The following is a 23,844-nucleotide window of genomic DNA, read 5'->3' as shown; positions in this document are numbered from 1 at the left end:
TTCGATGTATTTTCCGCCGCAAAACCGGTACCCACTTTTGCTGAAAATGCTCTAGCCATGACCATCACGCCGGATTTCGAAACCTTCGCCAAGGGCTTTGCTGCCGGTGCGCCTTGCGTGGTTCGCGCGACACTTGTCGGCGATCTCCTGACCCCGGTCGCGGCCTTCATGCTGCTGCGGCAAGGCCGTGAAGGCGCGGCGTTTCTTCTCGAATCCGTCGAAGGTGGCGCAGTGCGCGGCCGCTATTCGATGATCGGGCTCGATCCCGATCTGGTCTGGCGCTGCCAGGATGGCATCGCTTCCATCAAGCGCGATGGGGCCTTCGTCACCGAAGCGCAAAAGCCGCTGGAGAGCCTGCGCGCGCTCATCGCGGAAAGCGCCATGCCCCTCGGCAGCGACCTGCCGCCCATGTCGGCGGGGCTTTTCGGGTATCTCGGCTACGACATGGTGCGCCAGATGGAGCGCCTGCCCGAGCCGAACCCGGATGTGCTGAAGGTGCCCGACGCGATCCTCGTGCGGCCGACGGTGATGGTCGTGTTCGACGCGGTGAAGGACGAGATCTCGCTCATCACTCCCGTGCGCCCGCAGGACGGCTTGACGGCGAAGACCGCATACGAGACGGCTCTCGCTCGGCTCGATCAGGTCACCTGGGCGCTGGAGCGCCCGCTGCCGCTTGAAGACCGCACCGATCCGACCGCCATCCATTTCGAACCGCCGGTCTCGAACACGAGCTCCGAAGAGTTCGAGCAGATGGTGGCGAAGGCGAAGGAATACATCAGCGCGGGCGACATCTTCCAGGTGGTGCTCTCGCAGCGTTTCGAATCCCCCTTCCCGCTCCCGGCTTTCGCGCTCTATCGGGCGCTACGCCGCGTAAATCCCGCGCCGTTTCTCTGCTATCTCGATTTCGAGGATTTCCAGATCGTCTGTTCTTCGCCGGAAATTCTGGTCCGGCTGCGCGAGGGCAAGGTTTCGATCCGCCCCATCGCCGGAACGCGCCCGCGCGGCAAGACGGCGCAAGAGGATCGTGCTCACGCGGAGAGCCTGCTCGCCGACCAGAAGGAACGCGCGGAGCACCTGATGCTGCTCGATCTCGGCCGCAACGATGCGGGCCGCGTCTCGGCCATGGGCAGCGTGAAGGTCACGGATTCATTCTTCCTCGAATATTACAGCCAGGTGATGCACATCGTCTCGAACGTGGAAGGCACGCTCGATCCGAAATTCGATGCGCTGGACGCTCTTGTCGCGGGTTTCCCCGCCGGCACCGTCTCCGGTGCGCCGAAGGTGCGCGCCATGGAGATCATCGACGAATTGGAGAAGGACAAGCGCGGGCCTTATGCAGGGTGCATCGGCTATTTCGGCGCCGACGGTGAAATGGATACCTGCATCGTGCTGCGCACCGCCATCGTGAAGGATGGCCGCATGGCCGTACAGGCGGGCGCGGGCATCGTCTATGATTCAAACCCGACCTCCGAGCAGCAGGAATGCGTGAACAAGGCGAAAGCCCTGTTCCGGGCGGCGGAAGAAGCGGTGAATTTCGCAAGCCGGGCGCGGTTCGGGCAGTAAGGCCTCGGCGTCATTCACGGTGGAAGCACGCACAACGCAGCCTCACCCTGAGGAGGCCGCCAGGCCGTCTCGAAGGGCGAGGCGTCTCCAGAGCACGCTGGACCCTCCTTCGAGACGCAGCCTGACGGCTGCTCCTCAGGATGAGGCGGGAGCGAGGTCGTCAGGCATCCACGACAATGAATCGCTTGACCTTGTGCCGCCGGTCGGCAAACGTGCCCGTGTCATGACCCGCGTTCTCGTTATCGATAATTACGACAGTTTCACCTGGAATCTGGTCCATCTGATCGCGCCTCTCGCCACGTCCATGGACGTGGTGCGAAACGACGCCATTACGGTGGACGAGGTGATCGCGTCCAATCCCGACGCGATCGTGCTGTCGCCCGGCCCCTGCACCCCGAACGAGGCGGGCATCTGCCTTGAACTCGTGCGGCGGGTGAGCCACGAGATTCCGACCTTCGGCGTATGCCTTGGCCTGCAGACCATCGGACAGGTTTTCGGCGGGCATGTCACCCGCGCGCCGCTGCCGATGCACGGCAAGGTCTCGGAAATCTCCCATCGCGGTGAGACGGTCTTTCGCGGCATCAACCGCCCGTTCCACGCCACGCGCTATCACTCACTCATCGTCGAGCGCGACAGCAGCCAGAGCGATCTCACTATTACGGCGGAATCGGATGATGGTCTCGTCATGGCCATGTCGCACCGCTCGCTGCCGATCCATGGCGTCCAATTCCACCCCGAAAGCATCCTCTCGGAGCATGGGGACACCATCATGCGCAATTTCTTCGACCTCGCGGCCGCCTGGAACGCGAAGCGCGGCAACAAGCACTGAGCACAATGGAATCCTTCAAGCCTTATCTCGCCAAGGTCGCTACCGGCGCGTCATTATCGCGTGACGAATCCCGCGCGGCTTTCGACGATCTTCTCTCCGGCGAAGTCACCCTCGCCCAGGCTGGCGCATTCCTCATGGCCTTGCGCGTGCGTGGCGAAGCGCTGGATGAAATCGTCGGCGCGGTTGCGGCCATGCGCGCGCGGATGCTCAAGGTCGAGGCGCCCGCGAACGCGATGGATATCGTCGGTACGGGCGGCGACCATTCCGGCAGCTACAACATCTCGACGCTGGCCTCCATTATCGTGGCCGGGTGCGGCGTACCGGTGGCCAAGCACGGCAACCGCGCGGCTTCGTCCAAATCCGGCACGGCGGACGTGCTCAACGCCCTCGGCGTCAAGCTCGGCCTCGATCCAGCTGGCCTCAAGCGCTGCCTCGACGAGGCGGGCCTGTGCTTCATGTTTGCGCAGACGCACCATGCGGCGATGCGCCATGTGGCCCCTGTGCGCGTCGAACTCGGCACCCGCACCTTGTTCAACTTCCTCGGCCCGCTGGCCAATCCGGCAGGCGTGAAGAAGCAGCTTCTCGGTGTGTTTTCAGAGGTTTGGCTGGAGCCGTTGACTCAAGTTCTGAAGGAACTTGGCGCAACGAATGTCTGGGCTGTCCACGGCTCGGACGGCCTCGACGAAATGACCACCACCGGCCCGACCTATGTGGCCGCGCTTGAAGGCGGCATCATCCGCCGCTTCACGGTCACGCCCGAGGAAGTCGGTTTGCCGGTGGCCAAGCTCGAAGACCTGAAGGGGGGAGATCCGGAGCACAACGCCGCGCATCTTCGCGGCGTTCTGGAAGGCGCGCGCAACGCTTACCGCGATGTGAGCGTTCTCAATGCAGCCGCCTCGCTCGTTGTCGCGGGTGAAGCGGCGAACCTGCGCGATGGCATCGATCGCGCCTCGCGCGCTCTTGACAGCGGCGCGGCGAAGGTGGCCCTTGACCGTCTCGTCCGCGCGTCGAATGCTTGAGAGCGGATCCCGCTCCAAACCAAACGAGTCCTTGAGATGAGCGACGTTCTCGCCCGCATCGAAGCCTATAAGCGCCAGGAAATCGCGGCGGCGAAAGCGGCCGTGCCGCAGTCCGAGATCGAACGACGCGCGAAGGCCGCTTCCGCGCCGCGCGGCTTCGCGAAGGCCATCGAGCGGCATCTTTCTCAAGGCCGCCCCGCCCTCATCGCGGAAGTGAAAAAGGCGAGCCCGTCGAAGGGCCTCATCCGTGCGGATTTCGATCCGGCGCTTCTCGGCAAGGCTTACGCCGATGGCGGCGCGACCTGTCTTTCGGTTCTCACCGACGAACCCTCATTCCAGGGCAAGCCGGAATATCTCGGCCTTGCGCGCGAAGCCTCGGGCCTTCCCGCTTTGCGCAAGGACTTCCTGTTCGAGCCCTATCAGGTCTATGAGGCCCGCGCCTGGGGCGCGGATTGCATTCTCGTAATCATGGCGAGCGTGAGCGACGAGGAAGCGCGCGAATTGATCGACACAGCCCACTCCCTCGGCATGGACGTACTGGTAGAAGTGCACGACCGCGCTGAGCTTGAGCGCGCCCTGCCGCTGAACACGAAACTCGTCGGCATCAACAACCGCAACCTGCGCACCTTCGACGTGACGCTGGCGACCAGCGAGGCGCTTGCGCCGCTGATCCCATCGGATCGCATCGTCGTGGGCGAAAGCGGCATCTTCACCCTCGACGACATCAAGCGCCTTTCGAAGGTCGGTATCGGCACCTTCCTTGTGGGCGAGAGCCTGATGCGCCAATCCGATGTGAGCGCGGCGACACACCGTCTGCTCTTCGGCGAAGCCGCATGAGCACGCTCACGCATCTCGATCCCACCGGCGCGGCCAACATGGTCGACGTCTCGGAGAAGAGCATGACCACGCGCACCGCCATCGCGGAAGGCCGCGTGGTGATGCTGCCGGAAACGGTCGCTCTCATCCGCCAGGGCGATGCCAAGAAGGGCGACGTGCTCGGCACCGCCCGCCTTGCGGGCATCATGGCGTCGAAGCGCACGCACGAGCTGATCCCGCTCTGCCATCCGCTTCTCATTTCCAAGGTCTCGGTCGATTGCAGCATCGACGAGGCGCTTCCCGGCATTCGCGTGACCGCGGAAGTGAAAGTATCGGGCCAGACGGGCGTCGAGATGGAAGCGCTCACCGCTGTCTCCGTCGCCTGCCTCACGATCTATGACATGGTGAAAGCCGCCGACCGCGACATGAGAATCGAGGGCATTCGCCTGCGCATGAAGAGCGGCGGACGCTCCGGGCTCTACGAGGCACCGTAACGAAGAACACATGAGGGCGAGAGTATGAGTCTCATTTCCGTCGAGGATGCCCTGAAACGTGTTTTGGCCGGGATCGCGAAACCGGTGGAGATAGAGCGCGTCGCGCTTGGGGACTGCGCCGGGCGTACCCTTGGCGAGGATGTGGGAGCCACGCGCGACCAACCGCCCTTCCCCGCCTCCGCCATGGACGGCTATGCCGTTCGAAGCACTGACACCGCGACTATCCCTGCCACCTTGCACGTCATCGGCGCCAGCGTCGCCGGAGCGCGGTTCGGGGGGAAAGTCGGCCCCGGCAAAGCGGTCCGTATCTTCACCGGCGCTCCTTTGCCGGAAGGCGCGGACGCTGTCGTCCTGCAAGAGGACACAACGCGGGACTGCGATCAGGTGACCGTCAAGGAGGCCGCAAAGGCGTCCCGTCATATCAGGCCCGCCGGTCTCGATTTTCGCAGCGGCGATGTGTTGCTGAAAGCCGGACAGCGCCTCGACGCGCGCCACATCTCGCTCGCGGCAGCCATGGGGCATGGCTCGCTTCTCGTGTATGAGAGGCCACGCGTCGCCATTCTCGCGACGGGTGACGAATTGGTGCGGCCGGGCGATCCCATGGGGCCGGATCAGATCGCAGCCTCAAGCCTGCCCGCGATAGCCGCCATGGTCGCCAAGGCAGGCGGTGAGCCTATCGATCTCGGCATTGCCCGCGACAATCTCGACGATCTCAATGAGCGCCTGCGCGCCGCACGCGACGCCGAGGCCGATATCCTCGTGACGCTCGGCGGCGCATCGGTCGGCGATCATGATCTCGTGCAAAAGGCGCTGACCGCGCACGGTATGGAACTCGATTTCTGGCAGGTGGCCCTGCGGCCGGGCAAACCGCTGATGCATGGCTCGTTTCAGGGCACGACGGTGCTGGGATTGCCGGGGAACCCCGTCTCGTCTTTCGTCTGCGCCATTCTTTTCCTTGTTCCCGCCATCCGCGCGCTCAGCGGAGACCCTGCGGCGGGCGACGATCCGACCGAGCCCGCGATCCTCGGCGAGGACCTGCCGCCGAATGCGATGCGCCAGGATTACATGCGCGCGAGCCTCGCCACCGAGCGTGTCAGTTGGGAGGCGCATCGTCCTGTGGTGCGCCCTCACCCGGTTCAGGATTCCTCGATGCTCCGCCTGCTCGCCACATCGGAGGCGCTTTTGATCCGTCCGCCTCACGCCGAGGCCGCCAAGGCCGGGGACGAATGTCGGATCATCAAACTTTCGCGGTACTGCTGACGGCAGACCTCTCGGCTCTGATGCAGCTCAAATTTTGCAAAGGTCGCTTCTTCGAGCCGTCTTTTAGCGAGATCAGATCACAAAGAAGTCGCCATGGCCCATCGCCTTTACAGCCGCCTTGGTGACCGTGGCGATGTGGATCTTCGCCTGTAAGCCGATGCCGTCGGCATCGTAATAGATCTTGCCGGTCTTCTTACTGACGATGATGCGATCGGACGCATCGTGGGCAGCTTCGCCCTTGAAGAATGCGCCCTCCGACAACTTGACGGGCTTCTTGATCGAGCCTTTGTTGCCCAGCCCCTTATAGACCGCGTTGTCGAGCCAGAAGGCATCGTCCTTGGCATTGAAGTCGACGATCGTATCGACATTGATGTTGTTCTTCCTGGAGACCGCCCTGTCGAAGACGAAAACATCCTTGCCGGTTCCACCGATCAGAGTGTCCTTACCCAATCCACCCGACAGTCGGTCGTTTCCTGCGCCACCCGAGAGTGCGTCGTTGCCGGCGCCACCCGCCAAAGTATCGTTCTTCGATCCACCCACGAAACGGTCATCGCCCGCAGTGCCGGAGGCCAATTCGGGTTCCACGTTCCGGATATTGATCGTGAGGCTCTTGTCGAAATTCAAGCCGCCCTTGTCTGTGACTCGCACTTTTACATTGTGGGAAACTGCCTGCTCGAAATCGAGCTTGGCGCCATCGGCGACCACGAGCTGTTCGCCGCGAAGCGCAAAACGGCCACCTGCATCGTCCAGCAGCCGATATGTGAAGCTGTCGCCTGGATTGGCATCCGTTGCCTGGAATGAGCCTACCACCGTTCCTGCCATCGCCATCTCGGCGACGCTGTTCTGGGACAAATCGAGCTGCGACGGTGCTAGGTTTTCGCTGACATGAACCGTCGAACTGGTCGCCTTGCCGGCCGTATCCCAGAGAAGCAACGAGATCTCTCGCTGGCCCAGGGGCGTTCCGGGAGGCCCGTCATGGGTGAACGTGAGGGCACGAACGAGCTCCTGCACATGAGGGACCGTCGTCGCGACACTGAAATTGATCCTGAGGTAACTCCCGGAGGAGAAAGAAATTGCGCCAATTTCTCTCTGGCCGATGAGAATGATGCTGCCTTCATTCATTCCGTCAGAGAGCGAAATCGATCCCGATGTGTCGATCCCGAGTCGATCTCCGAGAACTTGCTCACTTGAGGCCTCGTCCCGGACGCTGATTTCAAGTGCGGTAAGGGCTTCGTAATCGTCCGAGAGCGTCGTGTTCCGGCCTGCATCGACGAAGACCTTCATCCCTACGGTAGCCAGGATTCTGTCTCCGTCGAGACCGCTCACCCGAGGGGCCTCGTTGGTGTAGGTGCCCGATGCATCGGTAACAGTCTTGATGTTGTTTTCGAAGAGGAGCTTGCGCTCGGCTCTCGTAAAGGTGCCACCCGCAAGCGTCAGGCTAGCGGTGCCGTAAGGATCGGCATCGACGAGAGCCGCCACCTCCTTGCTGTCGACCGTGATCGAGGCGGCTCGGTCGGCCAGCTCGATCTTCTCGATGCCAGTGATGGTTTTCCCTGTCAGGTCGAACGACGATCCTACGAGCTTCAGCCGATCGTCACTGCCCGCCCCGCCATCGATGGTCATCACCCCATTCAGGCGCTGGGCGTTCGTGCGCAGCACCTCACCTGACGAATCGCTCAGCCGGATGATTTCGACGCCGCTGAATGCGGCAAGCTTGGTAAGGTCAAAAAGAGCACCGGGAACGAAATTGTCCAATGCTATGAGAGTGTCCGTCCCGTCGCCGCCATGGATCACGTCCCCATCGCTCAAAGTAATCCCAGTCCCAGCGAAAATATCATCCCCGGCGGTACCCGCCGGGTGATCGACACCTGAGGTCAGCACCTTCACGCCGTCGGGAGCGATGGCTATGGAAATGGACGGCATGGAGGTCCGGCCGCCTTTGTCGCCGAGATAAATATGGATATTGCGCTGAATCATCAGCAACGGATCGTTCGATGCATTGCTGTATTCCAAGGCGTGGAGCAGTTCTTCCACCCTTGCGTGGGTAGCGTTCCCGTTGAAGGCGATATTGAAACCGTATTCGTTATGCGGGGTAATGCTGCCGATCTCGACGCGGTCATCTTCTGGTCCCACAAAGATCTTGCTGCCGACATTCATGCCGTCCGACAAAAAAACCTGCGCGGTCTGGGCAATATAGACGGCCTCTCCGTTCGTCAGCGTGCCATGGACAATGTATAAGTTGGTCATGGTCGCATCGTCGCCATCCGTCACGATCGCGTCGGCGCCGACATCAAGCCGGACAGGCTGGCCGATCTGACCGACGGTAAGGATGATCTCTTCATCGAGATTCGACACCACCGGGGGAGCAGCATAATAAGTGAGGCCGCTCGCATCCGTGACCGTGTCGATGCCCTTGTCGAACAAGGCTTTCCGCTCGGCCTCATCGAAGGTCCCACCCTCGAAGATCAGATGATCAGAGCCGCTCCAATAGCCCGTAAGCTGGAACGCCAAATCCCTGTCATCAAGCGCGATCTCGATACCCCCTAAACCCGCCAGCTCGATCTCCGCGAATCCCGTGATGGTCTTGCCCCGGAAATCGATATCCAATCCCTGCAAGGAAAGAGTGTCGTTACCGCCGCCGCCCTCGATGGTGCGGATGCTGTCCAATGGGTTGGTGTACCAATAATCGTCGGTGATCGAGATGTGGTCGTCGGCGGCAGACCCCCTGACGATCTCGATCGACGAGAAGGTGGGAGGGATGCTCAGATCAAAGTAGCCTCCCCCGTTCAGCTGGAGCGTATCCGTGCCCTCGCCGCCATCCAGTGTGAGTCTGAAATCAAGCTCGCTGGCCGTGATGACGATGGTGTCGTTACCCGGGCTCGTGACAGCGGAGTGGGTTGTGCCAGCTTTGGAGGTCATGACAACGGCCTGTCTATTGTAGTTAATCTGAATTTACTCTTGTTGCCGAGGGTCGTTCATATGCACAGCATTCGGCTCGACGTCCTACGATAGCGAGAAGACACCGGATGTAGAGGCGACACGCAACAGAAGGGCGGTCCGAGAGAACCGCCCCTTTTTCGCTCATATGAAGAAGAAGTCTTTGGAGGTGATGGCCGTGCCCTCGCCCTTCTGCAGCTTCACGGTGCCGATCTCGAGCATCGCCTTCGCGCCAGAACCGTCCACGTCCCAGTACAGCTTGTACTCGTTCGGCTTAATCTTCTTGACGATGACGAAGTCGTCCTTATCGAGCGCCATGTCGCCGATGCGGACGTACCCGCTCTTCAGTTTGTAAGGCGTATCGAGCCCCGCACCTTTCCCCTTGAGGTACTTGGCGATCGTCTTGTTGGTGAACGCCGCATCGTCGAGGAAGATCGAATCGTATTTCGGCCCGAAATCGTAGATCGTGTCCTTGTTCTTGTTGGCTACGCTCTTGCTGGTGAGCTTCGTGTCGAACACGAAGGCGTCCCTGCTTGCTGAGCCCTTGGCGCCGTAGAGCTTGTCGAGACCCGCGCCGCCTCCGATCGTGTCGTTGCCCGCCTCGCCCTTGAGTATATCCTTGCCCCCTCCGCCGAATAGACGGTCGTTGCCGGCATTGCCCGACAGCGCATCGTTGAGCGCGCCGCCATGGAACACATCATTGGCAGTCGTGCCGGAAGTGACCTCGGGGTTCAAATCGAGGACGCCGAAGGCGAGCTCCTTCACATAGGTGGCACCACCCGCATCCTTCACCCGCACATTGAACTTGTGCGAGAGGGACTGTTCGGCATCGAACAGGAAACCGTTATCGACCACAATTTGGTTGCCGTTGACGAGCTTGATCCGGCCGCCGGCATTGTCGAGCAGGGTGTATTCCAGCATGCCCCCGCCAACACCGTCGTCCACGGCACTGAGCGTACCGATCAGCTTTCCCGGTTCCGCATATTCCACGGCAGAACCCGTGAAGGCGATGTCCGTCGGGGCGTGGTTCGGGTTGCTGATCGGCCCATCCGTCACGATGACCGTGACGTCTCGGGTCGCCACATCGTCGCTGCTGCCGTCCGAGACCCGAACGCTTAACTGGTACGTCGTGTTCGTTTCAACCGGTAGCTGGCTCGCATCCGCGATCTTGATGTGGCCTGCGGCATCGATGCCGAACAGGCCATCGTATGTGTTGGCGAGCGAGTAGGACAGAGGCCGCCCGTCCGAAGCGGCATCGGGATCGGACGCCTGCACGATCCCGATATCGACAGCTCCTGCGGTGTCGCTGACGAGGATCGTTCCATTCTCGCCGGCGTGACCACCGCCAGCTATAGCGATAGAGGTGATCGACGGACCGACATTGTTGTTCACCGTGATGGTGACATTGCCGGTGACCGCATTCACACCGTCGGACGCCACGATCCGGTACGTATTCGTGTAGTCGCTTGAGATCGGAACCCAGGCGGCACCACGGACTCTCACCTCGTTGTCGACGATCTCATAGCGACCGTCGAAGCTGATCTTCTCGTCGTCCGCGAGGTGGTTCTCAAACTTGTAGGCGATGTTGACGCCTCCATCCTGGAGCGGAAGAGTCTTTACCACGAAGCCGTTGGTCTTGCTCTCATGCACCGTGTGGGTGCCGGAGGGAACGGGCGGCGGGGGGTTCGAGGCGTCGAAACTCACCACCGAGATCGCGTTCGCGAAGACCCGCGCGTTTGTTCCGTCGGTGACGGTGAACGAGAAGTCGGTCTGCCCGACGCTGGTTGGCGTGAAGCTGACGGTGTCGAGAAGGGTATTGATGTTCGCCGCCGCTCCCTGGAGCGTAATTCGAGCGACGTTATTGTTCACACTGACAGTCCAGGTCACTCCGCTGTCATCAAAATCGTATTGGAGATCGCCGTGCCCGACGTCAAACGAGATCGTCACGGTGAGCGGATCATCGTCGAAATCCTCGATCTGGACCGCCTTAAGAGCTTCGGAAATAGTACTGCCGACCACCCCACTCTTCGATTCCTGCCCGACCGTGACCGTCAGCGTCGGTGCGTGATCGTCATTCATGATGACGCCGGTCGCGCTGCCGTTCGTGGTGCTGATCGTACCGTGGGTCGGGTCCGAGAGGGTAACCGTGAAGGCCTCATTCGCCTCGGCGAGCTTGTCGCCTCTCACGCGCACCTTGAAGGTCGTGCTGGTCTCGTTAGCAGCGAAACCGAAGGTCCCGCTGAGAGATGCGAAGTCGTTCGCATCGATGCCGGCTCCCGTCGCGATCGACCAGTTCACGGTCGCGGCGGCGCCCGAGAGGGTTCGCGTCGCCGTGAAGGTGTAGTCAACGAAGCTGCCTGAGCCGCCCTCGGACACGGAGGCCGTCGTGGTCGAGACCGAGATGACCGGGGTCTTGATGTCGACCGTGTAATCCTCCTCGTACGTGACCTCGTTCGTTTCCGCGTAGGTCACCACATGGAGAATCCGCGGACCGGGCCCTTCATCGCCGAAGTCGTTATTGGTGCTGATCTGCCCCGTTTCCGCGTCGATGGTGAAGCCGCCGTCAACCGTCGCATATGAGCCATCGTCCAGGTGGAAACTATACTTGTTCACCTGGAATTCGGGTTTGGTATCGGGATCGTTAAGCCATTGGGCCTTCACTACATTGGCGCCGGTCTGGCCGATGACGACGGTCTGTGGATTTTGGAAGTCCAAATCCCGCGCGGCTTCGTCCACGTCCGTGATCTTGACCGTCAAGGCTCGCGTGTCGCTCAGGGCTCCCAATCCGTCCTTCACCTTGACGTAGACCGTGTAGAACCCCTCTCCCTGAGCGTTCTTCGGTGCGCTCTCGTAGTCGAGCGGGTTCTTGAGCTTGAGATAGCTCTGAGTGCCAGCCTTGACGATCTCGAAGCGCCCCCCGGCATCGCCCCCACCGTCTCCTGTCGTGTCGAACAGGAACTCCAGGCCGGACAAAGGCGTGTCGTCGTCGGTGGCGAGAAGCTTGAAGGAGCCATTGAGGTTCTCCTCAATCGTCACCGTAGAAGAATCGATCTCGTCGAAGCCGGGAACGGACGGACGGGCGTTCACGTTTTTCACCCTGATCTCGATATCTTGCGTGGCGACGCCCCCGTGGCCGTCCGAGACGGATACCTGCAGCGTGTAGTCTTTGTCGATGGTGATGGGCGGCAGCTTGGACTTGTCTATCCGGATCGTCCCGTTCGTATCGATCGCAAAGAGACCGCCGTATGTATTCATGAGAGAATAGGCGATAGTGTCGAGGTCATCGTCGCTGGCGTCCACGTCGGCCACCTCGACGAGGATGTTCGTGCCGGCGTTCTCACCGATCACGATCTTGCCCGCGTCGGGGCCGGTGCCCATCGCGCCATCTCCGGACGGCGATACGTCTGTGATCACCGGCAGCCGGTTCAACGTGTTTTGGATGATTTCGATGTTGTGAAGCCGCGAGAGGTCGTAGCCTCTCACCCGGATGATGACCGTGTCGTTGCCCTCGCCTGCGGCCTCTACCACCACGTCGTTCAGATCGTCGATGTAGTAGACGTCGTTGCCGGTTCCGCCGACCATCCGGTCGGCGCCTGCTCCGCCGTCGAGGGTGTCGTTGTCCGCCCCTCCGTAGAGCAGGTCACTATTGTCTCCGCCATAGAGCTTGTCGTTGCCGCCCCCACCGTCGATGGTGTCGTCGCCCGCCCGTCCGTCGAAGACGTTGCCGCCCGCGAGATCGTCCCCGTAGAACTGGTCGCCGAAGCCGGTCCCGTAGGCGTCGGCGATGTGGGAGATCAAATCGGTCCCGTTACCCGAATCGCTCTGGTTATCCGACTTGAAGACCTTGCTCAGCCGAAGATCAACGATAACCTTGCTGCCGAATCCCTGATAATCCACCGCAGCGTAGTCATTGCCGCCGTCGAGGGTGTCGTTGCCGGTCGAGCCGTAGAATATGTCGAAACCGCCGCCGGCCTCGACCGAGTCGTTGCCGTCGCTCCCGACGATGGTGTCCCTCTCGTCGCCGCCCGTGATCGACCGGACATTCCGGAGAACGTCCGTCTCGACCACCGCGCCCTGAGCGTTGGTGACGGTCGCGATGTTGGTCTTGAGATTGATCGTCCGGCCCGGCCCCTCGAACACCACATGCCCACCGTCGAGCGTGTCATCACCCTCACCGCCGTAGAGCACGTCCTCGGCGCCGCCGACGAGGGAATCGTTGCCCTTTTCGCCGTGTAGCTCATCGACGCTTACATCGGCGCCGCCGATCAGCTTGTCGCTGCCGTCCCCGCCCCAGAGAGTATCGTTGCCGCCTCCGCCATCGATGGTGTCGTTCCCGTCGATGCCGAACAGGATGTTGCCGTGATTGTCGTCGCCGGTGATGACGTCGTCGGCCCGCGACCCCCATGCGTGCCAGATGTTGATGAGCGTATCGTGCTGGCCGGTGTACTTGGTCACCTGACCGCTCTTCAGGTTCAGATTGACCCCGTAGACCCCATTGCCAACGTAGAAATAGGTGATCTCACCGCCATCCGCTCCGCCATCGATCACGTCGTCACCGTAGCTGGCGATAAAGTGATCGGAGCCCGCGCCGCCTTCGAGCGTGTCGTTGATGAAATGATCGGCATCGCCCGCGCCGGTGATGGTGTCGTTGCCGTCGCCGCCCGTGACGTAGACGACGTTCTCCAGCGTATCGGTCTCCTCGGCGTTCGTGGCCTTGCCCGCGGCCAAATCGATATTGCGCCCCAAGGAACCTTCGAAGATCACATGGCCGTTGGCGAGCCTGTCATCGCCCGCTCCGCCCCATAGAGAATCCTCCCGGCCGCCCACCAGGATGTCATTGCCGGCGCCGCCGTAGAGATGGTTTTCGCCGTCGCCACCGGTCAGGCTGTCGTCGTAAGCCGAGCCGACGAGATTTTCGATCGATATCAGCCGGTCGCCCTGGGCAGCGCCTCCAACCGATCCATTCGACAAGTCGACCAGCACCGCGCGCGACGAAGAGGTGTAATCCGCCGTATCCCGGCCCGCTCCACCGTCGAGAATGTCGTTACCCTCTCCACCGTCGAGGATGTCATTGCCTTCGTAGCCGAACAAGGCGTCGTCGCCGCCGCGGCCATACAAATGGTCGTTGTCGTTCGGCCCGCTGGCGACGGCGTCGGCTCCATAGATGACGTTGCTGTTGTTGTCGCCGGCCAGAATGTCGCCATTTCGCGTCCCGATCAGCCACTCGATCCTGGTGAGCACGTCGACATCCACCATGCCGCCGATGCCCGTGACGATCCCCGTGCCGCGCACGAGGTCGACATCCACGGCATTGCCGAAATATTGAGCGATGTCGGTTCCGTCTCCGCCATCGAGTTCGTCAGCGCCGTCCCCACCTTCGAGACGATCGTCGCCCTCGCCTCCTTTGAGCACATCGGCCCCGTTACCGCCTTTCAGGTAGTCGTTTCCAGCTCCGCCGAAAAGGCTGTCGTTGCCGACTCCGCCGGTCAGATCGTCGTTGTAGTTTGTCCCGCCATATTGCTTGGCATCGCCCGTGTTCACCCAGCTCACGGCCTCGTGACGGGGATCGAAAATTTGGGCCTTCAGGATATATGGAGTATTCGGCCCATTTGCCTTTTCAAGCCAGCGCACGAGGTAACGGCCGTCATCCAGCTGGACCGGTGCGACATAGCCAGTGAAGACGCTAGTCTCGTTTGATAGTGCGATCACCTCGCTCGTTTTCGTGCTGATATCGAATGACCCGAAATACCTCACATAGAGATTGGAAGAAGTCGCGGTTGCGTACGAAAAGATGAACCCGCCAGGCTTCCTGGTAATCTCCGGATCGGCACGCATCTCACCTGAAGCAAGTGTAATCGTGGTGCCAATAGGCGTGCCTGTTTCGGTAAATAGCTTTAGGTTGATGTCGTAGTTTCCAGATGACCGTGATTGGCGCCAAATGACGCCAAACCCGCCATTGTCGAGTGCGATGATTTGGGGTAGCGGGTCGGCGCTGTTATTAGCTGCCGGGACGCCGTCAATGGCCCGCGTAATGGGCGTTTGATAAGGATTGTTAGGGTTTCGAATCTCGAACAGGACCTTGTCAGTGGTACTGGTGTACTTATCGAAGAGAGAGACGATATTTCCATTGTTGAGAACGTCTAAACCGAGTGGAGATAGTAGGTCTCCATTGTGAACTTGGTATTTAGTGACTTGACCATTGCGGACAAGCAGATACATGAGACCTTCGGAAGTATTGGCGGACCCGTCCATCGTCGGAATGATGACCGCATACCCCCCGCCTGCAAGAGCTGTCAGATCATATCTTAGAGCGAAATCTCTCTCGTCCCTCATCGTGTGAATGGGACCGCTTTGCACCCCTGACGGGCTGTAGATTGCAACACTGATCCCATCGACTTGGTCTGTTGGATTGTAGGTCCGATAGGAGATGGCGAAGTTCCCATCCGCGAGCGTGACGATTTTTGGACTACTGACCGTGATGTCCGCACTTGCGAAAACCGTGATAGCCTGTCCGCTAAGCGTTCCATCTGCGTTCAGGATCTGCGCCTTGATGGAACGAACGTCGGTATAGTCCTTCCAGGTCATGACGATACGACCGTCTTGCAAAACGGTTTCGTCCAAGCCTTCGTAATATTGCGACAATCCAAAATAGAGCTGCCCGCCCCAAACCTCAGGTGCCGTCACGATAGACCTCCGCCTTCAATGCTGCTGTAACGGCAGGCATATCTCAGCCGCCCGATTCATGATGTGCGCAACATTACATTGTTTCGCTTGATATTGAAAGCATTTGGCTCTTGTTCCGGATCCCGGCGAACACCTCGTCTGCGCGTTGTATCTCGACAGGAGATCCTGCGGACCGCGGTTGGGCTTTCTCATTGCATCCTGACCCATCCTCAAGTTACATCCGGTTGCGGCGTAAGGCTTACAACAGACAGCCCGCTCCCGAAGATGCATAAATCCCTCGATAGGCTTGCAGAACACAGCAAGAACAGCTACCTTGTTCGCGATTTGTTTCAGAATCGCTCTCTTAACTGAGCTGCAAGGACCGGCCATGCTGACGCGTAAACAGCACGAACTGCTTCGCTTCATCCACGAGCGCCTCCGGGAATCCGGGGTTCCGCCCTCTTTCGACGAGATGAAGGACGCGTTGGATCTCAAGTCCAAGTCGGGCATCCATCGCCTCATCACGGCGCTGGAAGAGCGTGGCTTCATTCGCCGCCTGCCCAACCGGGCGCGCGCTCTTGAAGTGATCCGCCTGCCGGAAACCGTGGGCGGCACGGCGGGACGCCGTCAGTTCACGCCGAGCATCGTCGAAGGCGGGCTCGCGACGCGAGCCAAGCCCGCGGCAGCGCCCGTCGCGGAAGAAAAGACCCGCGACATTTCCATTCCGGTCATGGGCCGGATCGCAGCCGGTGTGCCGATCTCGGCGATCCAGAACAAGAGCCATTCCATCACGCTCTCCGCCGACTTCCTGGCGCAGGGCGAGCATTACGCACTCGAAGTGCGCGGTGACTCAATGGTGGAGGCAGGCATCCTCGACGGCGATCTCGTGGTCGTCCGCAAGCAGGATTCCGCGAACACGGGAGACATCATCGTCGCGTTGATCGATGACGAGGAGGCGACGTTGAAGCGCTTCCGCCGCCGTGGCTCATCCATCGCGTTGGAGGCGGCCAATCCCAGTTACGAGACGCGCGTGCTCGGCCCTGATCGGGTCAAGATTCAGGGCAAGCTCGTCAGTCTGGTTCGGCGCTACTGACATCCTCGGGAATATCGAGTTCAGGAACCGCCTGCGCGGGACGCGGCGGCTCCTGAACTGACGGCTTTGCCTCCGTCGCGACACGCGGCTTGTCCTCCCAGGCGCGGGCTTCGCCCTCGCCTCTCGCCGATTTCAGTACAATCGCGCCATCGTTGAAGCGGATCGTCGTCGCGCCACGACCGGCGAGAGCCGCCTTGTCGAGAACGACAGATGCACCGCACGTCGCAGGCGCCTTCAGGCGGGTGATGATGAGGCCTGCACGCCGGCAATCCTCATCGAAGGCGGCCGCGTCTTGCACGAAGGCGACGGTTCTACCGGAACGCGTTTCGACGATGCACCCGATACGGTCGCAGCGCGCTCCGTCACGTAACGTCTTGTCATCGGGGGAGCGCGCGTCACCATCCGCATGAAGCCATTGCTCCGCAACGAAGCTCGATGGCTTGCCGACGAGGGTCAGCCTCCCATCCCTTCCGCGTATGGCCGCGCCCGATCCTTCACGATCGACAAACCCATCCACGCGATCCGGCATCGCTCCAAGCATCAGCCCTATGCTTGCGGGAATGAGAGCGAACCATCGCAGACTGGAGGTCATTAGCGTCGCCATCATGAGCGCGAGGCTCATGAGAACGATGGCACCGACGCTCAAGGCAGGAACCAGCACGGTCGAACCGTTCAGGCCGCCGACCCATGCGGAGATGTCGAGCACTTTGGCGACCGCAAGGCCCATGACCTGCCAGATCGGCCGGTCGAGACCGAAGGGATAGGCGATGACGCCGAGCAAGGCGGACGGCATCACCACGACCGAGACCAGCGGCAGCGCGAGCGAATTGCCGATCAGGCCGAGCGGATTGAGCGTCTGGAAATGATAGGCCGTGAACGGCGCCGTCGCGATGCTCGCCACGACCGTGGTGGCGATAAGACCTGTGAGGCCGCGCATGCCCCATGTCGCAACCTTGTCGAAGGCGGATTCCGACCGCGCCTCAGGCGTCCCGAATTTCAAGAGCGGCGTGCTTGCGGCAAGCGCTCCCACAGCACCGAACGACATCTGAAAGCTTGGGCCGAGAACGGATTCCGGTTCGCGCGCCAGCACGATCAACGCCGCGATGGCGAGATTGCGAATGCTGAGCGCAGGCCTGTCCACCAGAATCGCGCCGAACATGACGAGTGTCATGATGAGCGAGCGCTCCGTCGCGACTTCGGAGCCGGAAAATACACAATAAGCGACAGCGCCGATCATGGCGGCAACGGCAGCGATCTTCTTCACCGGCCACGACAGGGCGATGCCCGGAGACAGAGAGAGAAACGCGCGCACGAGCCAGAAAAACGTTCCGGCTGCGAGCACCATGTGCAGGCCAGAAATGGAGACGATGTGGTAGATCCCGGCGGCTCGCAGGACATCGTTCGTGGTCTCACCGATGAGCCCGCGCTTGCCGGTGATCAGCGCCGCGCCGACTGCCCCTTCCTGCCCGCCGATGGAACGCGCAATGCGCTCCGTCAGCGCGTTGCGCGCGGCATCAACCTCGCTTGCCAGCCACAAATTCCAGGATATCGGATGAGGCGGCGGCACATATCGAATAGAGCCGAGCATAGAGCCGACCGCTCCGATCTCCTTGTAGAAGGCATCGCGCGCAAAATCATAGCCGCCTGGCCATGCGGGCTGAGGCGGCGGCAGAAGGCGCGCCTTGCCCTCGATGAACTGGCCGGCGGCAAGCCCCTCCCCCTTCTTCACAGTCACGCGCACAAAGCGCGGTCGCGCATTCTCGGCCACGTCCTTCATGTCGACGACCTTGAGCAACAACCGCGCCCCTTGCGGACGCTGCTCGACGCTCTCGATAAAGCCCGAGACCGGAACGATCATGACCCTACTAAGCACCGGAGCCGCCACCTGCCCGGTGCGGATCACGGCGGCGGCGAACCCGGCGGACAGGGCGGCAAAACCAATGGCGAGGGCCAATCCCCAGACGCTGCGTCGCAAGGGCACCGTGAGGGCGGCGCTGAGAGCAAGGCCGACCAATGGAGCCCACAGGGCCGGACGTCCGTCCGCCTGGAAGAAAAGCACGATACCGAGACCGAAACACACCGCGATCCAGGGGAAAAGCCGCCTTTGCTCGACTTCCCTCGCCACATTCGCCGCAATCCAGCCGCGCCAGTCGGGCAGGAAGAGAGGGGCAGGCCAGAAGCGTGGACGTGCAACGCTCAAGGCCCGCGCGGTGGCGTTCCGAACCTGTTTGCGCGCTTGAGTTTCGTATTCGGCCATCGGTTCGGCTTAACGCGGAAGACCTTGCATGTTAGACGACCGCAGCGCGCGACCCAACCCGGCCTGTGGACGAGTCGCGGAATACGCTTAAAACGCTACCCATTCTTCGGTTGCATACCCAAGTTCGCCAAAGGTTCACCATGACCGTCGTTACCCGTTTTGCCCCCTCTCCCACCGGCTTCCTGCATATCGGCGGCGCGCGCACGGCCCTTTTTAATTGGCTCTACGCGAAGCGGCATGGCGGCACGATGCTGTTGCGGATCGAGGACACGGACCGCGAACGCTCCACGGAACCCGCCATTCAAGCCATCATCGACGGGCTCAACTGGCTCGGCCTCGATTGGGACGGCGACGTGGTCTACCAGTTCTCCCGCGCCGCGCGGCACAAGGAGGTCGCCGAGAGCCTTCTGGCCAAGGGCCGCGCCTATTATTGCTACGCGACCCAGCAAGAACTCGAAGAGATGCGCGAGACCGCGCGCCGCGAGGGCCGCCCCTCGCGCTACGATGGGCGTTGGCGCGACCGTGATCCGTCCGAGGCTCCGGCCGGCGTCAAGCCGGTGATCCGCCTAAAAGCGCCCCAGAAAGGCGAGACTGTCGTGGAGGATTCGGTTCAGGGCCGCATCGTGTGGCAGAACAAGGATCTCGACGATCTGGTCCTGCTGCGCTCCGATGGCACGCCGACCTACATGCTCGCGGTTGTCGTGGACGATCACGATATGAACGTGACGCATGTCATCCGGGGCGACGACCACCTCACCAATGCCGCGCGCCAGACGCAGATCTATCAGGCGCTCGATTGGGCGGTGCCGAACATGTCGCACGTGCCCCTCATCCACGGCCCGGACGGTGCGAAGCTGTCCAAGCGGCATGGTGCGCTCGGCGTCGAGGCCTATCGCAGCATGGGCTATCTCCCCGCGGCTCTCCGCAACTATCTCGTGCGCCTCGGCTGGAGCCATGGCGATCAGGAAATGTTCACGACGCAGGAGATGATCGATGCTTTCGATCTCGGCAGCATCGGCCGCTCTCCCGCCCGCTTCGATTTCGCCAAACTCGAAAACCTCAACGGCCATTACATGCGCCAGTCGAGCGACGAGGCTCTCGTTGCCGCGATCGAAGGTCTCTTGCCGGAAATTGGTGCGGAGCGAGGCTTGGGCGAGAAATTTGCACCCGTTTTACGCGAAAAGCTCATCGCCGCCATGCCCGGCCTGAAGGAGCGCGCCAAAACCCTCATCGAGCTGCTCGACAGCGCCTATTACCTCTACGCGCAGCGCCCGCTTCATCTTGACGAGAAGGCTGCAGGTCTCCTCGCTGACGGCCGCGGAAAACTCCAGGGCATCGTTGAGAAACTGGCCGGCGTTTCCGATTGGTCCGCGCAGAGCGTGGAGGCCATCGTGCGCGAGCATGCGGAGGCTATCGGAGCCAAACTCGGCCAGGTGGCGCAGCCACTGCGCGCAGCTCTCACCGGCAGAGCCACCTCCCCCGGCTTGTTCGACGTGATGGCCGTTCTCGGCCGGGACGAAACACTGGAACGCCTCAAAGACAAGCTGACGGATGCGCCCGCTGCATAGCGGGCGTCACTCGCCTTTAGACGTGCTTGCTCCATTCATACGGATAAGCTACCGAACCCCCCATAAATCCAACCGACCGGCATCCCTCAGGTCGACAGCCCCGCTGAAGAACGCGTGTTCTCGAAAGTCTCGGCTGCTCTAGGTAAATGCACGGCCTCCTGTTGAAAGGGCGAAGACGCATGAGCTCTACCTCCAGCACGCTCACTGTGGACAACAAGCCGGTCGAACTCGCGATCAAAGAGGGAACGATCGGCCCGTCGGTGATCGACATCTCGAAGCTGTATGGCCAGACGGGGATGTTCACCTACGATCCCGGCTTCACCTCGACGGCAAGCTGCGAGTCGAAGATCACCTATATCGACGGCGATGCGGGTGTTCTGCTCTATCGTGGCTACCCCATCGAGCAACTGGCCGAGCACGGCGACTTCCTCGAGACCTGCTATCTGCTGCTCTACGGGGAACTGCCGACCGCCGCTCAGAAGGCTGACTTCGACTACCGCGTCACGCGCCACACCATGGTGCATGACCAGATGAACCGCTTCTTCCAGGGCTTCCGCCGCGACGCCCACCCGATGGCGGTGATGGTCGCATCCGTCGGTGCGCTCTCGGCCTTCTATCACGACTCGACCGACATCTCGGATCCGCAGCAGCGCATGATCGCGTCCATGCGTATGATCGCGAAGATGCCGACGCTCGCCGCCATGGCCTACAAGTATTCCATCGGCCAGCCCTTCGTGTATCCGCAGAACGATCTCGACTACACCTCGAACTTCCTGCGCATGTGCTTCGCGGTGCCGTGCGAGGATTACAAGGTCAATCCGGTGCTGGCGCGCGCGCTCGACCGGATCTTCATCCTCCATGCCGATCACGAACAGAACGCCTCGACCTCGACGGTGCGTCTGGCCGGTTCGTCGGGTGCGAACCCCTTCGCCTGCATCGCGGCGGGCATCGCCTGCCTGTGGGGACCGGCTCACGGCGGCGCCAACGAGGCCGCGCTCAAGATGCTTGAAGAGATCGGCACGCCCGACCGCATTCCGGAATACATCGCCAAGGCCAAGGACAAGAACGATCCGTTCCGTCTCATGGGCTTCGGCCACCGGGTCTACAAGAACTACGACCCGCGCGCCCGCATCATGCAGAAGACCACGCATGAAGTGCTGAACGAACTCGGCATCAAGGACGACCCGCTCCTCGACGTCGCCGTGGAACTCGAGCAGATCGCGCTCAAGGACGAATACTTCGTCGAGAAGAAGCTCTACCCGAACATCGATTTCTATTCGGGCATCACCCTCAAGGCGATGGGCTTCCCCACCTCCATGTTCACGGTGCTGTTCGCACTCGCCCGTACGGTCGGCTGGATCGCCCAGTGGAGCGAGATGATCGAAGACCCGTCCCAGCGCATCGGCCGCCCGCGCCAGCTCTATGTGGGCTCGCCCAAGCGCGACTACGTGACGGTTGCATCGCGCGGTTAAAGGGTTTCACCCCAATGCAAACGTCAAAGGGGCCGAAAGGCCCCTTTTCTTTGTCTGCCGCCGCGTTTGATTTCACTTGCGCGTATATTGCACGCCGAGCAACGTCGCTTTCGGGCGCACGGCTTTCATGACCTCGTCTTGAGAACTGAACTCGCGATCGCTGGCGACCTTCGTCAGGTCTTCTTCTTTCGAACTTTCGTCCGTCTCCAGCATGGCAAAGACGGTGCAGCCTCCGGGCTGCTTTTCGAGCGCGCCCCCTTTCCAGTTGGAGACAAGACCTCCGAAATCCCACTCGAATCCGTAGAGGGTGAAGGGCCGTCCGTTCGCGGCCTCCAACTCGGCCAGCGAAGCTCCCACGTGCAGGCCGTTCCCTACCGACCAACCGGCACCGGTGAAATAGATGCGGGCCGGACGCCTGCCACCGGCTTCATCGTGCCAGATCACCTCCAGGCTGCGCGCCGGATCCTTGTCGAACACGATGCTTGCCTTATAGACCTCGCCCTCCGGGCCATGGGTGGTCTTGCGCAAGACGTTCTTCGCGCCGAAGGCTTTGACGAGACGCGCATGCGTGGTGTCCGGTGAAAAAGGCCCCTCGCATTTCAGTTCGTCCGCATGAGCCTGCTGAAAAGAGAGAAGCCCCACTCCTGCGGCAGCCGCGAGGAACAGAGATGAGTGGGTCTTTCCCATATGCACGCCCCTATGAGGAAGATCGCGCCGCCAGCACTTCGTCCACAATGCGCGCTGCGCGCTCGCTCGGCATCTCGTCACCGATTAGCATGAGGCTGTTCATTCTTGCAAAGGCCTCAATCTGCCGTTGGCGTTCGGGCGTCTCGCCGAGCATCGGCAGGAGCGCATCGGCAAGCTTTTCCGGCGTGCAATCCCATTGGATCAATTCGGGAATCACGTTCTCGCCGAGCACCAGATTGGTAAGGACGATCGAAGGAGCCTTGATGAGGTATTTCAGCACTTCCTCGATCTTCGACACGCGATAGGCCACCACCATCGGCACGCCCGAGAGACCAAGTTCCAGCGTCACCGTGCCGGAGGCGGCAAGCGCGGCATCCGCTTCGCGAAAAGCGGCCCATTTCGCCGCTTCGCCCTGCACGATTTTAGGCGTCACGCTCCAGGACTTCGCGCGCTCCCTGATCTCGTCCACCAGATGCGGCACAGCCGGAATGGTGACTTCGAAGGGACGTGAAGAGCGCTGTTTCAAAAGCGACAATGCCTCACCGAAAGGCTCCATCAGACGGCTGACCTCGGAGCGGCGGCTGCCCGGTAGAACCAGAAGGCGTAACGGACCTTCATGCGCGAGCCGGCGCGCTCCGGTTGGTCTGATCTCGTCGAGACGTTCGATGAGCGGATGCCCCACATAGGTGGTCGGCGGACCGCCGAGGCGGCGGTGTGCCTCCGGCTCGAACGGCAGAAGCGCCAGAAGATGATCCACATAGGCGCGCATCTTCGCGGCCCGCCCCGGGCGCCACGCCCAGACGGAGGGGCTCACATAATCGACGATGGGAATCTGCGGCGCACGCTTGCGCACGGCCTTCGCGACCCGGTGCGTGAAATCGGGACTGTCGACGATGATGAGAATGTCGGGTTTTGCAGCGACGATCGCGTTCGCCGTATCCTTGATCCGACGCAGGATCGTAGGCAACCGGGCGATGACGGCGGAAAAGCCCATCACCGCGATCTCTTCGAGGGGAAAGATACTCTTGAGCCCCTCCTGATCCATCGCGTGACCGCCGACGCCACCGAATTGCAGACGTTCCACTCCCAGCCGCGCCTTCAACGCGCGCATCAGCTTCGCGCCGAGCTGATCGCCGGATTCCTCACCCGCCACGATCCAGACCTTGAGCGGTTTCGCATCGGGCAT

Annotated in this window: 14 protein-coding genes; 9 read left to right on the top strand and 5 right to left on the bottom strand. The window is 61.5% G+C overall.

What is annotated here, in order from left to right:
- Nucleotides 1–57 precede the first annotated feature (57 nt).
- The 6 genes from trpE to AB4072_RS05380 all read left to right on the top strand — a co-directional run bounded on the left by trpE (nucleotide 58) and on the right by AB4072_RS05380 (nucleotide 5,981).
- Nucleotides 58–1,563, top strand: coding sequence for an anthranilate synthase component I (gene trpE / locus AB4072_RS05405; protein ID WP_441966045.1), 1,506 nt, complete (start codon nucleotides 58–60; stop codon nucleotides 1,561–1,563).
- A gap of 223 nt (nucleotides 1,564–1,786) precedes the next feature.
- Nucleotides 1,787–2,392, top strand: a complete 606-nt coding sequence (locus AB4072_RS05400; RefSeq protein ID WP_441966043.1) for an anthranilate synthase component II — start codon at nucleotides 1,787–1,789, stop codon at nucleotides 2,390–2,392.
- Between the two features lie 5 nt (nucleotides 2,393–2,397).
- Nucleotides 2,398–3,411, top strand: a complete 1,014-nt coding sequence (gene trpD, locus AB4072_RS05395) for an anthranilate phosphoribosyltransferase (RefSeq protein ID WP_441966041.1) — start codon at nucleotides 2,398–2,400, stop codon at nucleotides 3,409–3,411.
- Nucleotides 3,412–3,447: 36 nt separating this feature from the next.
- Nucleotides 3,448–4,248, top strand: coding sequence for an indole-3-glycerol phosphate synthase TrpC (trpC, locus tag AB4072_RS05390; protein WP_441966039.1), 801 nt, complete (start codon nucleotides 3,448–3,450; stop codon nucleotides 4,246–4,248).
- Nucleotides 4,245–4,721 carry a cyclic pyranopterin monophosphate synthase MoaC gene (gene moaC, locus AB4072_RS05385; RefSeq protein WP_441966038.1) on the top strand — a complete coding sequence of 159 codons (477 nt, stop codon included), beginning with the start codon at nucleotides 4,245–4,247 and terminating at the stop codon, nucleotides 4,719–4,721. Before trpC ends, moaC begins: the two co-directional genes overlap by 4 nt.
- A gap of 24 nt (nucleotides 4,722–4,745) precedes the next feature.
- Entirely contained in the window at nucleotides 4,746–5,981 is a 1,236-nt protein-coding gene (locus AB4072_RS05380; RefSeq protein ID WP_441966036.1) for a molybdopterin molybdotransferase MoeA, read from the top strand.
- Nucleotides 5,982–6,053: 72 nt separating this feature from the next.
- On the opposite strand, the gene AB4072_RS05375 is transcribed toward AB4072_RS05380, so the two are convergent.
- A complete protein-coding gene (locus AB4072_RS05375; RefSeq protein ID WP_441966034.1) occupies nucleotides 6,054–8,900 on the bottom strand; it encodes a hypothetical protein in 2,847 nt (948 codons plus the stop codon).
- Between the two features lie 162 nt (nucleotides 8,901–9,062).
- Entirely contained in the window at nucleotides 9,063–15,602 is a 6,540-nt protein-coding gene (locus AB4072_RS05370; RefSeq protein ID WP_441966032.1) for a Calx-beta domain-containing protein, read from the bottom strand.
- A gap of 367 nt (nucleotides 15,603–15,969) precedes the next feature.
- Here AB4072_RS05370 and lexA point away from each other — a divergent pair, with 367 nt between their 5' ends.
- Nucleotides 15,970–16,674, top strand: coding sequence for a transcriptional repressor LexA (gene lexA / locus AB4072_RS05365; protein ID WP_441966030.1), 705 nt, complete (start codon nucleotides 15,970–15,972; stop codon nucleotides 16,672–16,674).
- Here the strand turns inward: lexA and AB4072_RS05360 are convergent.
- Nucleotides 16,652–18,931, bottom strand: coding sequence for a ComEC/Rec2 family competence protein (locus tag AB4072_RS05360; RefSeq protein WP_441966028.1), 2,280 nt, complete (start codon nucleotides 18,929–18,931; stop codon nucleotides 16,652–16,654). The two genes, lexA and AB4072_RS05360, sit on opposite strands and share 23 nt — an antisense overlap.
- A 140-nt stretch (nucleotides 18,932–19,071) precedes the next feature.
- On the opposite strand from AB4072_RS05360, the gene gltX reads away from it, so the two are divergent.
- Both gltX and gltA read left to right on the top strand, forming a co-directional pair.
- Nucleotides 19,072–20,499 (top strand): glutamate--tRNA ligase, encoded by a 1,428-nt coding sequence (gltX, locus tag AB4072_RS05355; protein WP_441966026.1) that lies wholly within the window; start codon nucleotides 19,072–19,074, stop codon nucleotides 20,497–20,499.
- Nucleotides 20,500–20,678: 179 nt separating this feature from the next.
- Nucleotides 20,679–21,971, top strand: a complete 1,293-nt coding sequence (gene gltA / locus AB4072_RS05350; protein WP_441966025.1) for a citrate synthase — start codon at nucleotides 20,679–20,681, stop codon at nucleotides 21,969–21,971.
- Between the two features lie 72 nt (nucleotides 21,972–22,043).
- Here the strand turns inward: gltA and AB4072_RS05345 are convergent, their stop codons facing one another.
- Nucleotides 22,044–22,658, bottom strand: a complete 615-nt coding sequence (locus tag AB4072_RS05345) for a hypothetical protein (protein WP_441966023.1) — start codon at nucleotides 22,656–22,658, stop codon at nucleotides 22,044–22,046.
- A 10-nt stretch (nucleotides 22,659–22,668) separates the two neighbouring features.
- The gene (lpxB, locus tag AB4072_RS05340) at nucleotides 22,669–23,844 is read right to left on the bottom strand and encodes a lipid-A-disaccharide synthase (RefSeq protein WP_441966021.1); all 1,176 of its coding nucleotides are present in this window, start codon (nucleotides 23,842–23,844) and stop codon (nucleotides 22,669–22,671) included.

The sequence above is a fragment of the Microvirga sp. 2MCAF38 genome, assembly GCF_052115485.1.
Classification (GTDB): domain Bacteria; phylum Pseudomonadota; class Alphaproteobacteria; order Rhizobiales; family Beijerinckiaceae; genus Microvirga.
Note: the sequence above shows the minus strand (reverse complement) of the source record. Positions and strands in the feature narration are given on the sequence as shown.

What these genes read in the sequence shown, in the direction of transcription:
- trpE (WP_441966045.1), top strand. Translation starts at nt 58, where the DNA reads ATGACCATCACGCCGGATTTCGAAACCTTCGCCAAGGGCTTTGCTGCC.
- AB4072_RS05400 (WP_441966043.1), top strand. Translation starts at nt 1,787, where the DNA reads ATGACCCGCGTTCTCGTTATCGATAATTACGACAGTTTCACCTGGAAT.
- trpD (WP_441966041.1), top strand. Translation starts at nt 2,398, where the DNA reads ATGGAATCCTTCAAGCCTTATCTCGCCAAGGTCGCTACCGGCGCGTCA.
- trpC (WP_441966039.1), top strand. Translation starts at nt 3,448, where the DNA reads ATGAGCGACGTTCTCGCCCGCATCGAAGCCTATAAGCGCCAGGAAATC.
- moaC (WP_441966038.1), top strand. Translation starts at nt 4,245, where the DNA reads ATGAGCACGCTCACGCATCTCGATCCCACCGGCGCGGCCAACATGGTC.
- AB4072_RS05380 (WP_441966036.1), top strand. Translation starts at nt 4,746, where the DNA reads ATGAGTCTCATTTCCGTCGAGGATGCCCTGAAACGTGTTTTGGCCGGG.
- AB4072_RS05375 (WP_441966034.1), bottom strand. Translation starts at nt 8,900, where the DNA reads ATGACCTCCAAAGCTGGCACAACCCACTCCGCTGTCACGAGCCCGGGT.
- lexA (WP_441966030.1), top strand. Translation starts at nt 15,970, where the DNA reads ATGCTGACGCGTAAACAGCACGAACTGCTTCGCTTCATCCACGAGCGC.
- AB4072_RS05360 (WP_441966028.1), bottom strand. Translation starts at nt 18,931, where the DNA reads ATGGCCGAATACGAAACTCAAGCGCGCAAACAGGTTCGGAACGCCACC.
- gltX (WP_441966026.1), top strand. Translation starts at nt 19,072, where the DNA reads ATGACCGTCGTTACCCGTTTTGCCCCCTCTCCCACCGGCTTCCTGCAT.
- gltA (WP_441966025.1), top strand. Translation starts at nt 20,679, where the DNA reads ATGAGCTCTACCTCCAGCACGCTCACTGTGGACAACAAGCCGGTCGAA.
- AB4072_RS05345 (WP_441966023.1), bottom strand. Translation starts at nt 22,658, where the DNA reads ATGGGAAAGACCCACTCATCTCTGTTCCTCGCGGCTGCCGCAGGAGTG.
- lpxB (WP_441966021.1), bottom strand. Translation starts at nt 23,844, where the DNA reads ATGCCCGATGCGAAACCGCTCAAGGTCTGGATCGTGGCGGGTGAGGAA.